Annotated in this window: 9 protein-coding genes; 6 read left to right on the top strand and 3 right to left on the bottom strand. The window is 61.5% G+C overall.

The genetic code is table 11. The features are described from left to right. Positions 1-31: 31 nt before the first annotated feature. The 3 genes from OEG81_RS07920 to OEG81_RS07910 are packed head-to-tail and all read left to right on the top strand — an operon-like array spanning position 32 to position 2,915. Positions 32-1,033 carry a TRAP transporter substrate-binding protein gene (locus tag OEG81_RS07920; protein WP_264132177.1) on the top strand — a complete coding sequence of 334 codons (1,002 nt, stop codon included), beginning with the start codon at positions 32-34 and terminating at the stop codon, positions 1,031-1,033. Positions 1,034-1,092: 59 nt separating this feature from the next. Further along, positions 1,093-1,638, top strand: a complete 546-nt coding sequence (locus OEG81_RS07915) for a TRAP transporter small permease (RefSeq protein WP_264132176.1) — start codon at positions 1,093-1,095, stop codon at positions 1,636-1,638. Then, the gene (locus tag OEG81_RS07910) at positions 1,635-2,915 is read left to right on the top strand and encodes a TRAP transporter large permease (protein ID WP_264132175.1); all 1,281 of its coding nucleotides are present in this window, start codon (positions 1,635-1,637) and stop codon (positions 2,913-2,915) included. Before OEG81_RS07915 ends, OEG81_RS07910 begins: the two co-directional genes overlap by 4 nt. Before the next feature lie 981 nt (positions 2,916-3,896). On the opposite strand, the gene OEG81_RS07905 is transcribed toward OEG81_RS07910, so the two are convergent. Further along, positions 3,897-4,952, bottom strand: a complete 1,056-nt coding sequence (locus OEG81_RS07905; RefSeq protein ID WP_264132528.1) for a tellurite resistance/C4-dicarboxylate transporter family protein — start codon at positions 4,950-4,952, stop codon at positions 3,897-3,899. A 355-nt stretch (positions 4,953-5,307) separates the two neighbouring features. Between OEG81_RS07905 and prfB the strand changes: the two genes are divergently transcribed. The 3 genes from prfB to lysS all read left to right on the top strand — a co-directional run bounded on the left by prfB (position 5,308) and on the right by lysS (position 8,700). Then, positions 5,308-6,412, top strand: a protein-coding gene (gene prfB, locus OEG81_RS07900; RefSeq protein ID WP_264132174.1) for a peptide chain release factor 2 whose coding sequence is annotated in 2 segments (ribosomal slippage) — positions 5,308-5,388 and positions 5,390-6,412 — 1,104 coding nt in all. Because the reading frame shifts where the segments join, the coding sequence is not laid out codon by codon here. A gap of 2 nt (positions 6,413-6,414) precedes the next feature. Beyond that, the gene (locus tag OEG81_RS07895) at positions 6,415-7,167 is read left to right on the top strand and encodes an SDR family oxidoreductase (RefSeq protein ID WP_264132173.1); all 753 of its coding nucleotides are present in this window, start codon (positions 6,415-6,417) and stop codon (positions 7,165-7,167) included. A gap of 12 nt (positions 7,168-7,179) precedes the next feature. Next, a complete protein-coding gene (gene lysS, locus OEG81_RS07890) occupies positions 7,180-8,700 on the top strand; it encodes a lysine--tRNA ligase (protein WP_264132172.1) in 1,521 nt (506 codons plus the stop codon). Between the two features lie 48 nt (positions 8,701-8,748). On the opposite strand, the gene OEG81_RS07885 is transcribed toward lysS, so the two are convergent. After that, positions 8,749-11,562 (bottom strand): autotransporter domain-containing protein, encoded by a 2,814-nt coding sequence (locus OEG81_RS07885; protein ID WP_264132171.1) that lies wholly within the window; start codon positions 11,560-11,562, stop codon positions 8,749-8,751. Positions 11,563-11,750: 188 nt separating this feature from the next. After that, on the bottom strand, positions 11,751-12,629 hold the full coding sequence (locus OEG81_RS07880) for a methylglyoxal synthase (protein WP_264132170.1): 879 nt from the start codon (positions 12,627-12,629) through the stop codon (positions 11,751-11,753). Between the last annotated feature and the right edge of the window lie 103 nt (positions 12,630-12,732).

Below are 12,732 nucleotides of genomic sequence, written 5' to 3'. Positions count from 1 at the left end.
CGAGCGACATCAAAACAATGGAGACAACCCAATGAAGAAAGTCGTATCCCGAATTTTCATCGTCTTGGGCAGCAGCGTCGCCCTGTCGTTTTCAGCAAGTTCTCTAGCTCAACAGCCCATCACCATCAAGTTCAGCCACGTCGTGGCCGATGCCACGCCCAAGGGCCAGGGTGCCATCAAGTTCAAGGAAGTCGCCGAAAAACTGCTTCCGGGCAAAGTCAAGGTTCAGGTGTTCCCCAACTCGCAGCTGTTCGGCGATGCCAAGGAAATGGAAGCCGTCCTGCTGGGCGACGTGCAGTTCATCGCTCCGTCGCTGTCGAAATTCGACCGCTACACCAAAAAGGTGCAGCTCTTCGATCTGCCCTTCCTGTTCGACGACATGGATGCCGTGGACCGCTTCCAGCACAGCGCGGACGGCAAGGCTTTGCTGAACTCCATGACCAATCGCGGCTTGAAAGGCATGGCCTATTGGCACAACGGCATGAAGCAGCTGTCCACCAACCGCGACAAGCTCACCCGGCCCGAAGACGTCAAGGGACTGAAATTCCGCATACAGGCATCCGACGTCCTTGAAGCGCAATTCCGCCAGCTGGGCGCCAATCCGCAGAAGCTGGCGTTCAGCGAGGTCTATCAAGCCCTCCAGACAGGCGTGGTCGACGGCCAGGAAAACACCTGGTCCAACATCTATTCCCAGAAATTCCATGAAGTCCAGAAAACCATCGCCAACACCAATCACGGCGTAATCGACTACATGGTGGTCACCAACGCCAAATGGTGGGATGGCCTGCCCGCCGACGTGCGCAAAGGCCTGGAACAGGCCATGGAAGAAGCCACCACGTATGCCAACAATATGGCCGCCGAGCTGAACGAGCGCGACCGCAAGCGCATCATCGAAGCCAACAAGGCCAAGGTTCAAGAGCTCAGCAAGGAAGACGTCGCCGCCTGGCGCAAGGCCATGGAACCGGTCTGGAAGAAATTCGAAGGCGAGATCGGGCCCGAACTCATCCAGTCGGCACTCAAATCCAATAAATAACCGGCTTCCTGCGCGGCCGCCCCTTTCGCCGCGCAGGCCTTCCGCACACGGAGCACTCCATGAAATCAGTCTGGCTGGAACGGCTGGAAGAGGGGCTTATCGCCCTGCTTCTTGCGGCCATGACCGTGGTCACCTTCGGCCAGGTGGTTGCGCGTTATGTATTCAACTACAGTTTCGTGTGGGCGCTCGAATTAAGCACCTACCTGTTTGCGGCCCTGATCTTTCTGGGCATTTCCTACGGCGTCCGCGTCGGCGCCCACATCGGTGTCGACGCGCTCGTCAAGGCTCTGCCTAAGGCAATCGCCAACAAGGTCGCCCTGGCGGCCACGCTGCTATGCCTGCTGTATGCCGCCATCGTGCTCTTCGGCAGCTGGATATACGTCAGCAAGATCTACGAAATCGGCATCCTGGCGCAAGACCTGCCCATACCGCAATGGGTGCCGCGGCTGGTCATGCCCATAGGCTTCGCCCTGCTCCTGTTCCGTTTTGCGCAGGTGCTTTACGACCTGATGCGCGGCAAGGACGCGCATTTGCTGGGCGACGAAGTCGAGGATGCGCTTAAATATCAAAGCGACGAATCGTCCGGAAAGGGGACGCAGCCATGACGACAGGCGCCCTTTTCATCATGCTCTTCGTGTTCATGTTCATGGGCATACCCGTGGCGGTTTCGCTGGGCCTCTCGTCCATACTGACCATACTGCTTTTCGGCCACGACTCCCTGGCCTCGCTGTCGCTGAAGATGTTCGAGACGTCCGAGCATTTCACGCTGATGGCCATTCCCTTCTTCGTGCTGGCGGGCGCATTCATGACCACGGGCGGCGTGGCCAAGCGCATGATCCGCTTCGCCATCGCGGTCGTGGGCCATCTGCACGGCGGCCTGGCCATCGCATCGGTGCTGGCCTGCTGCCTGTTCGCCGCCGTGTCCGGCTCCTCGCCCGCCACGGTGGTTGCGGTCGGCTCCATTGTGATTGCCGGGATGGTGCGTTCCGGCTATCCGCAGTCATTCGCCGCGGGGGTGATCTGCAACGCCGGCACGCTGGGCATCCTCATACCGCCATCCATCGTGATGGTGGTATACGGCGCGGCAACGGAAACGTCGGTGGGCAAGCTGTTCATGGCGGGCGTCATGCCGGGCCTGCTGCTGGGCTTCCTGCTGATGCTGGCGATATACATTGTGGCCCGCATCAAGAATCTGCCCCGCCAGCCGCGCGCATCGCTCAAGGAAGCGCTGGTCGCGGGCCGCGATTCGATCTGGGGCCTGATGCTGATCATCATCATTCTCGGCGGCATCTATGGGGGCATCTTCACGCCGACCGAGGCGGCGGCGGTGGCGGCGGTCTATGCCTTCTTCGTGGCGGTATTCGTGTACCGGGACATCGGCATGCGGCAGGTTCCAGAGGTGCTGATGGACGCCTCGAAAGTGACGATCATGCTGATGTTCATCATCGTCAACGCACTGCTGTTCGCGCATGTGCTGACGACGGAGCGCATACCGCAGGCAATCGCGGAACAGATCGTCGCCTGGGATATGGCGGCGTGGCAGTTCCTGATCGTTGTGAACATTCTGCTGCTTATCGCGGGAATGTTCATGGAGCCGACCGGGATCATCCTGATTCTTGCGCCGATTCTGTTTCCGATTGCGACGCAATTGGGGATCGATCCGGTGCACCTGGGAATCATCATTGTGGTGAACCTGGAGATCGGCATGGTGACGCCGCCAATAGGGTTGAATCTGTTCGTGACGGCGGGAATCACGAAGATGACGATAGGCCAGGTGATGCGGGCGGCAACGCCCTGGCTGTCGATTTTGCTGGCGTTCCTGGTTTTGGTGACGTATGTGCCGGCGATATCGTTGTGGCTGCCGGAGTTGGGGTTCTTCTGACGGAAGCATTTTTTGCTTGGGCGCCATGCCTGCTTATGGGCATGGCGTTTTTCTTTGCTGTGATTCTGCTGTGGTTTTTCCTTGCATGGTGCTTGGGTGTGGTTTTTATCCGGCGGCGCCAGATGTTTTTTTACACGGTATCGCTGCGTTTCTACACGCTATGGCTGCAATTTTTTTTACTCGGTGCGGGGCGCACGTTTTTTACACGGCGCGGGGGTGCAAGGAGGGGGGAACGGGCCCGCGTGGCCGGTTCGGCGCCCAGCGCGCCGAACATCGCGTCGCCTTGCTCGTCCGCACATACGTGCTCCCTTCGCCTACGACTCGCTCGGCCCCAAAGGCCCGTTCCCCCCTCCTTGCACCCCCGCGCCTGCGAAATGTATGAACGCACGGCCGTTTGGAGGGAGACTGTGCGCCGGTATTCTAGTATCGATGAACGCAGGTATGAGGACGTTGCACGCTTGCCCGCCACGGCCCGCCAGCCGGGCCGCGCCGGGCGTCGGGGCATTTCCATATTGGGCCGTTTGGATATCGGCTTGGATCTTTCCGACCAACAGAAGCACGTCAGCTTCTATATGCCTACATCCAAAGAATATTTGGGTTCAACAACATATAGCTGTATACCGGCAACGCATCAATTTTCCATTATGCAGTGGCTGGTGGGCTGCGGGCCGGGCGGCCGGACTTCCGGGGCCGAGCGAGCTGTAGGCGAAGGAAGCCCGAATGGGCGGACGAGCAAAGCGATGCGGTGTTCGGCGCCTTGCGCGCCGAACCGGTCACGGGGACGGCGGCCTGGTCCGCAACCCACCAGCCACGTCTAAAGAACAAGCAAGGCATCTCGAAAAGAAGAAACCGTACCGAGGTTAACGACTCGCCACATCAAGACTGGAAGTCAGGCCATCGATTAAATTCCGCCAGAGAGCCAATAATTAACTACCTGTCGACGAGATAGAAGCTGTTGAAACACGCCTATAAATCAGACAATCAGCTGCGCCGCCGAATCCCTCCGACCACGCGCATCAACAACCCCAGAAACGTCAACGTCCACGCCACGATGGCCAAAGTAAAGAACACCCCCGGCACATAAGCCAGAAACTTGAAACCCATCGCCTGATTCATCTCGAACGTGCTGGCCGCATACATTCCCAGCGGAAAAACAGCCCCCCAGTACAGCGGGTCATATCTCAAGGGAAAGCGCTTGTACACATAACGCCACACCCCCAGCAAAAGCAGCATCGGTATCCACCACGTGCCCGTCGCCCAATAGAAAATCGTGAAGCCCTTCAGGAAAGGCATCAACGAAACCAGATACGGCGCATCCGAGGCGTTTATGATCAGCAAGGATCCCGCCAGCGTGGAGATGGCCATCGCTCCCATGTTTATCCAGTACGGCGGAGTCAGATCGTCCGGGGACAGGCGGAAATACGTGTATCGGTAGAAAATCAGCGACATCATCCAGATATACAGCATGCCGCCCCACAGCCACATCGACAGCGCCAGGAAATTCAGTTCCAGCCGGTACGGCTGCGCCGTCGTGGCCGCCAGCAAGGCGCTGGAAACCGCTATCGACTGCGTCGCCACCACGGCAAGCAGCCATCCGCCATTGATGCCGCGATCCAGGGTGGGCTTGTCCCGCTTGACGGTCAGCATGGTGAATATGGCATAGGTCAGGCCGAACCACAGCGCCAACGCCGCCGCCCACAGGATGGACCCCACGCGCGCATCGTTCGCCAGCACCATGTACTGCCCGCCCAGGATGGCGGTGGCCGCCACGGTCGTGAAGAAGCCCGGGCCGCGCAGATGGTCGGCCATGTCGCCGAAGAACGAACGCGGATGGCGAACGGCGCGCAGCACGCTGAGGGCGCACAGTATCGCGAACAGGACGTTGTTCAGCATGAACAGCGCCTGCGCGATGGTGCTTCTTCCCAGCAGGTGGGCGGCCAGCGAAACGATGCCGGTGGCCATGACGATGCCGAAATTTGCCGGCGACATGGCCGCCAGCCCCTCACATCCGCGATTCCCGCCTCCATCGAAAGGCATGGCCTGCAAGGACGTGTTTTCAGCGGGAGATGGAAGCATGGATGGAGTGCGCGCTATCGCGCCGGTTCAGTCGGACAGATCGCATTCTAGGTCTTGTTCACGGGAAAAGGAAAGCCGCGGCGGCCCCATCCCCTTTGCCTCTCGTCCTTCAATAGCATCCGGCCCACATCAAAATGGGCATGGCGGCGGGCCGCGATCAGCCAGCGGACCCGCAAGAGCCCGAAACCGGCCTTGACGAAGACGGCAATGGGCTGGGGGGTCGCACGCCGTCCGGGGCCGGCTGAAACTACAGGTTAAAATGCCTGGTTAATTTGAATGTGGCAGCCCAGTACTGCCCGACCGATCAGGAATACATATGGAAGCCGAACGCCAGAATCAACTTGCCGCCCGCCTGGAAGACTACGCCGAGCGCCAGGCGGCACTTCGGGGGTATCTTTGACTACGATGCCAAAGCTGAGCGCCTGCACGTCGTAAACGCCGAACTGGAAAGCCCCGACGTCTGGAACGACCCCAAGCACGCCCAGGACCTGGGGCGCGAAAAGAAAAGCCTGGAAACCGTCGTCCAGACACTCACGGAAATCGCCGACGGCCTGTCCGATGCGCAGGAATTGTTCGATCTGGCGGCCGAGGACGACGACGATGCCACGCTGGCGGCCGTCGAACACGACACCGACGCCATAGGCAAGCGCCTGGAGGAACTCGAATTCCGCCGCATGTTCTCCAACCCGGCCGATCCGCTCAATTGCTTCATGGACATCCAGGCCGGCGCGGGCGGCACCGAAGCTCAGGACTGGGCCTCGATTCTGCTGCGCCAGTACCTGCGCTATTGCGAAAACAAGGACTTCAAGGCCGAGGTGCTTGAAGAGTCGCACGGCGAAGTGGCGGGCATCAAGTCCGCCACCATCAAGATCGAAGGCGAATACGCTTTCGGCCTGCTGCGCACGGAAACCGGCGTGCACCGCCTGGTTCGCAAAAGCCCCTTCGACTCGGCCAACGGTCGCCATACCTCGTTCGCCAGCGTGTTCGTCTACCCCGAAGTGGACGACTCCGTCGAAATCGAGGTCAACCCGGCCGACCTGCGCGTGGACACCTATCGGGCCAGCGGCGCCGGCGGACAGCACATCAACAAGACCGATTCGGCCGTGCGCATCACACACATGCCCACCGGCATCGTCGTGCAGTGCCAGAACGACCGCTCGCAGCACCGCAACCGCGCCGAAGCCATGCAGATGCTCAAGTCGCGCCTGTACGAGCTGGAGATGCGCCAACGCATGGCCGAGCAGCAGAAAATGGAAGACGCCAAGACCGATGTGGGCTGGGGCCATCAGATACGGTCCTACGTGCTGGATCAAAGCCGCATCAAGGATCTTCGCACCAATGTCGAAATTTCCAACACCCAGAAAGTGCTTGACGGCGATCTGGACCCGTTCATACAGGCCAGCCTGAAACAGGGAGTATAGCCATGGAATCAACGACCGTTGCCATCGTGACCGGCGCATCGCGCGGCCTGGGCCAGGCGCTTGCACTGGGCCTGCTGCAGTCCGGCACCCGGCTCATTACCGTGGCGCGCAGCCACGACGAAGTCCTGGACCGCCAAGCCCAGGAATCGGGATGCTCGCTGCAACAGGTGCAAACCGACCTGGCCAGCCCCGCCGCGGTCGAGCGCGTGGCCCGGCAGATCCTGTCCAACCTTCCGTCCGGGGCAAAACGCTATCTGTTGATCAACAACGCCGGCACGGTCGATCCAATAAGCCAGGCCAGCGAACTGCACAATGCCGCCGCCATCACCGCCGCGTTCAACCTGAACATCACCAGCGTCATCCTGCTGACCGCCGCTTTCCTGCAAGCCGTCAAACCCATGCAGGCCGACTGCCGCATATTGAACATATCGTCCGGCGCAGGCCGCAACCCCATGCCGGGCTGGGGCGTTTACTGCGCCACCAAAGCCGCGCTGGACCACTACACCCAGGTCCTGCACGCCGAGAACCACGGCGTTCGCATCGCCGCCCTGGCGCCCGGCGTCATCGACACCGGCATGCAGGAAAAGATACGCGGCAGCCATGCCAGCGACTTTCCCAATGTGGAGCGCTTCGCGCAAATGCACGAGCAAGGGCAACTGTCGTCCCCGGCCGACGTGGCCGCCCGCATCCTGCGCTATATCGACCACGACAGCTTCGGCGCAACCGTGCTCGACGACATCCGAAATTACGCTTAACCATCCCCCGACATGAACGACTCTACGCCATCCAGCCCCGCCATCGACGAAAACCACCTGATCGCCGAACGCCGTGGCAAACTGACGAAACTGCGCGCCGATGGCGTGGCCTATCCCAATGATTTCCGCCCCGACAGCCTCGCGGCGGACCTACATAAAGCCTACGATGAACAAGACAAGGAAGCGCTGGCCGAAATCGGCAAGCAGGTGAAAGTGGCCGGCCGCATGATGCTCAAGCGCGTCATGGGCAAAGCCAGCTTCGCAACCCTGCAGGACAGCTCGGGCCGCATCCAGGTCTTCCTGGACAAGAACACGGTGGGCGAAGAGCTATACGCCCGGTTCAAGACCTGGGACATCGGCGACATCCTGGCGGTGGAAGGCACGGTCTTCAAGACCAACAAGGGCGAACTTTCCGTGCATGCGGCCTCGGTCCGCCTGCTGACGAAATCGCTGCGCCCGCTGCCGGATAAATTCCATGGCGTGTCCGATCAGGAACTGCGCTACCGCCAGCGCTACGTCGACCTCATCATGACCGACGAGACGCGCAACACCTTCGTCGCGCGCAGCAAGGCCATAGGCAGCATCCGCCAGTTCATGCTGAATGCGGGCTTTCTGGAAGTCGAAACGCCCATGCTGCACCCGATACCGGGCGGCGCGGCGGCCAAGCCGTTCGTTACACACCATAACGCGCTCGACATGGAGATGTTCCTGCGCATCGCGCCCGAACTCTACCTGAAGCGCCTGGTCGTGGGCGGCTTCGACCGCGTCTTCGAGGTGAATCGCAATTTCCGCAACGAAGGCGTCAGCCCGCGGCACAATCCCGAATTCACCATGATGGAGTTCTACGCGGCCTATACCGACTACCGCTGGCTGATGGATTTCACGGAATCGCTCATACGCGAAGCGGCCATCGCCGCAACGGGCAGCGCCATGCTCAGCTACCAGGGCAAACCCCTGGACCTCAGCCAGCCTTTCGACCGGCTGACCATCACTCAGGCCATACTTAAATACGCACCCGGCTACACCGAGGCCCAATTGCGCGACGAGGCCTTCCTGCGGACCGAGCTCAAGCGCCTGGGCGCCGACGTCAACGGCCCCGTCCTGGCGCGCGCCGGGCTGGGCGCCTTGCAACTGGCGCTGTTCGAGGAAACGGCCGAATCCCTGTTATGGAATCCCACCTACATCATCGACTACCCCGTCGAAGTCTCGCCCCTGGCCCGGGCGTCGGATGCCGAGCAAGGCATCACGGAACGCTTCGAGCTGTTCATCACAGGCCGCGAGATCGCCAACGGCTTCTCGGAACTGAACGACCCCGAAGACCAGGCCGCGCGCTTCCTGGCCCAGGTTGAGGCCAAGGATGCGGGCGATGAAGAAGCCATGTACTACGACGCCGACTACATCCGGGCGCTGGAGTACGGCATGCCGCCGACGGGCGGCTGCGGCATCGGCATCGACCGACTGGTCATGCTGCTGACCGACAGCCCCAGTATCCGCGACGTCATACTCTTTCCGCACCTGCGCCGCGAAGACTGATCCGAAGGCCAGGCCACGCGGCGCGGGGTCCCGCGCCACGGCTTGGGACTAAAATCGGACCCGCAGATACAGCGTGCCGGCGCTGTCGGTGTTGCCATTGCCGAACTGGCCGCTGTAGCTCAGGCCCACGGCGGTCTTGCGGGCTACGCGCAGCTCGGCGCCCAGCTCCGCCACCGCGGCATTCCTGGCGATGGGCGCGCCGCTCGTGCGGAACATTGCCCCGTCTCCATGCACGAACGACAGCTTGCGGCTGGGCGACACATCGCCCATGGCATGCCGCCATCCCAAGCCGGCAGACAGCGAGACCTGTGAGCGGCCGTATTCGAATTCGGTCTTGCCACGCAGCCCCAGTGTGAATGTCGTCAGGTCGCTGCGGCGGCCTTCGCCGTTCAGCGCGGCCTGGCCGCCCGTCTCAGTGAAACTTCCTGCCCTGAGATTCTGCCAGGACAGGCCTGCGTACGGCTCCAGCATGGCCGATTCGCCAACAGGCACGCCATAACCCAATTCCGTGAACAATTGCAGCGCATCGGCATGGTAGTCCGCCTTGAGCGTCTGGCTGCCGCCCACCGTAACGTGACGCCGGGTGTCGACATGGTGACGGGTATAGGCCATACCGCCCAGGAAATTCACGCTGCCCACGCCCTCGGCCCAGCTATTGGATCCGTATAACGCTCCGGTATAGCTATTCGCGCGCGACGATGAGGACGGACCATCCAGCTTGATGCGGCCTTCCGTATAGCCAAAGGCGCCGCCCAAGCGCCAGCCCCCGCCAAGCCGGGTATCCCCGCCCAGGAACAGGCCGGTCGTATCGTTGCGGACCTTGGCCGCATTGCCGTCGCCATCCAGGGTGCTGCGCCCTCCCACGACCTGCGCCCACATGGGCAAGGCCCGCGGGTACGGCATCGCGCTTGACGGCACGGCCCCTGCCGAAGCCTGAGCCAGCGCCTTGCCCGGCGCCATGCCGGCCCCCATATTGGCGCGCATGCGATTGGACAGAGTGCGCGTCACCAGTCCGCCCGCGTTCAACAAGGCGGACTCCGTGCCCGCATGCACCTGGCCGCTCAATTGCTCCATGATGGCCGGCACCTGGCCCGCTTCGGCGTTGAGCACCTCGTCGTACACGTCCATCATGCCGGCAGGCGAATGGGCCGAGGCGCCATCCAGCGCCTGGCCGACCGCCTTCTGATTTCGGGTAGCGGCGTAGCGCGCGATGGGAACATCGTTGCGGGCGATCTTCAAGGCGGCGGCACCCGCGGCCAGGTCCAATGTTGGCGTAAGAAACGCCATGCCGTAAGCCACCGTATCGAATCCACCGGTAAAGCCGCCGGCCGCAGTGATGAACTGATAGGAGGCATCCGGGCGGAAACGGCCGCCGGTCAGGCGCAGCGTGCCATCCAGGGCCGCCGTCCCGCCCACCACCAGCTTGTCGGTGGCGCCATCCGGACCGACTTCAAGTTCGTACACCGAGCCGTCATAAGCAGTGTAGTTTCCGGTCACCGTCAATGTACCCACCGAATTTCCCGGCGCCAAGACACCATGGTTGTCCACTTTGGCAACCGTGCCCGAACCACCCAGGGCACCGGCCGACTGTACGGTGACGTTGGACGCCAGCGAACCGTCGACCACTAGCTTGCCGCCCTCGATTTCGGTCGGTCCGGAATAGGTATTGGCCCCGGTCAGACGCAGCATGCCGGCCCCGCGCTTGGTCAAGCTGCCCGAGCCGCCGATGTCGTTGGAAAAGGTGGAGTCGTAACCCAGGGTGTCCACATCGAACAGGCCCGTGAACTGGGCCGGGCCGCGCACCGCCTTGCCCACATTCAGCAGCCCCCAGCCGTAGACGGCATCCACCCCTGAAACGCCCATATCGGTGGCCGTGGTCAGCAGCGTCTGTTGCAGATGATAGGCGCCGAAATACGGAAATACCTGCTTGACCAGGGCCGCCGCGCCGGCCACATGGGGAGCCGCCATCGATGTGCCCGACTTCCTTGTATAGCCGCCCTCGTCCTCGACCGAGTTCACGCCCGGCCCCGGATTGCCTTCGCCCCCGCCCGGCGCCGTCAGGCACCAGTCCATGGCCACGCCGCACTTGTTGGCATAAGCCACCGGTTCACCGGTTTCGCTGATGGCCGTGACCGCCAGCCAATTGTTCTTGAGTTCATCCTCGAACCAATAGGGCGCTCCCGCCATGAAATCCGGATTCGGTTGCTCTTCATTACCGGTGGCGAACACCATCAGGGTGCCGGCCGCGGCAAGCTCGCGAAAGGCGGCAACGCTTTGAGGAAAGGCGGCCTCGGCGGCTGCGGAGCTGCCATAGTCAACTACGTTGCACGGTCCAGGTCCGGGGTCGGAGGGATCGCAGGCATTGAACCCCAGGCTGTTGTTGATGATGGGCAGATTCTGGGTAGCCAGATAGCGCCATGCCGGCGCCAGCGATTTATCCAGCCATTCGTCCCGGGGGCTGAGGTAAGCGGGATCGGGATTGGTAATGTAATCGTATTGCCTGTCATCTTCGTGCACGATGAATAGCGAACTATCGAAAGCCACGCCGTGCATCCCCACGCCATCGCGCAAAGCGCCGATGATTCCGGCCACGTGCGAACCATGGCCATCGTAGTCTTGGCCAAGGCCCGACCGGTAAGGCGTATTGGAATAGAAGTCATAGCCGCCCACAATCTTGCCGCCCCGGAACTCGGGATGGAAGGCGTCGATGCCGGAATCCAGTATCCCAACCCTGACGCCCGCGCCGGTATAGCCCAGCGCATAGGCTTCAGCGGCGTTGACCAGATCGAGGCCTTGCTGGTTGAGGTATTCGGCGGTCTTGAAGTCGGAGGCCGCGCCCTGGGCCGTCGACCAGCCCAGCATGGAGACCAGTCCTGCGCCAACCAAGGACCGGAGAAGATAATTTTTACGTGTCACACTTCACCCTGAGTCTTCAGCATGGCTCTATCGAGCTGCTCGAGCCAAAGGGGTGAAATGTAGCGACAAAGTAAGCGGTAACGTATCTTTTTTTTTGTAAAACGTTGCGTGGGCACAACCGCTGTTTTCGTGGCTCAGCGCCGGCTTACCGCCCGCGCCCATTTATCAGCCACCGCCGGCGATGCAATGCAGGCGGCCTTGTCGGTAACCACGCGTACCGCGCGTTCCAGGAGCTGTATGTCCGCCTCGTGCTGGCGCGCGACATGCGGGTCTTCGAAAAAAATGACCCGTTGGCAGCGCTGTTCCAGCACCAGTTCGGCGATCTGGGCATCGCCGCCCAAAGGGCCGCTAAGATAGGGCTGAATCCATGGCCGGTCCTTGGGCCAGCCGCGCGACCAGGCAAGTTCGTTCAAGCGCCCGCTGGTCGTGCCTGTGCCGACACGCCCCGCAAAGCGCGACAGCAGGTCGAAATGGCTGGCGGCGAAATCCACCATTTGATCTTTCAACGCATCGTGGGCGATCAGCGCGAGCGTCTGCCTGGAAAAATCGAATATCGAATCCAAGGCTGGATCGGGCGCCAGGCCCATGCCAATACGCTCGACTTCGACCCATTCAATGGCTCCCATCAGCGTGGAAACGAAAGGCCGGCCATGCGTGATGCACTGCCGCTTCAGCGCCAGCGCTTCGGGAAAGATGGACGACGGATCCACCGGATCAATCAGGTAGATGGCGCCGTCGAAGGGCGCCGCGCCATCGCGGCCTTCGGTCACCCGCGCCACCAGTTTCATCAGTCCGCCCTCGCGGCCGTAGGGGTAGCGGATCAGGCCGGGATAACCGGCCAGCAAGCCCGAACGCTCGATGGCATCGCAGGTGCGGCCCACGGTGTACAGCTCCATGCCCAGTTCGCGAATGGCGGCGGCCGATTGCTCCAGCCAGGTAAAAAGCGCGGCCCCATAGGACTCGTGATGCAGATGGTTGGCAGCCAGGCCAAAGCGTAGAACAGGACTAGTCATGAATTTTCAAAAACAATCGGGCGAATTGATCAAGCAGCAAAGACACTGGTGCGAACACAGGTCGATGAAATCACACTATTACTGCGTCATTATGTCATGGGAA

The sequence above is a fragment of the Pollutimonas sp. M17 genome (genome assembly GCF_025836975.1).
In the GTDB taxonomy this organism is placed as follows: domain Bacteria; phylum Pseudomonadota; class Gammaproteobacteria; order Burkholderiales; family Burkholderiaceae_B.
This window is presented reverse-complemented; position numbering and strand designations above follow the sequence as displayed.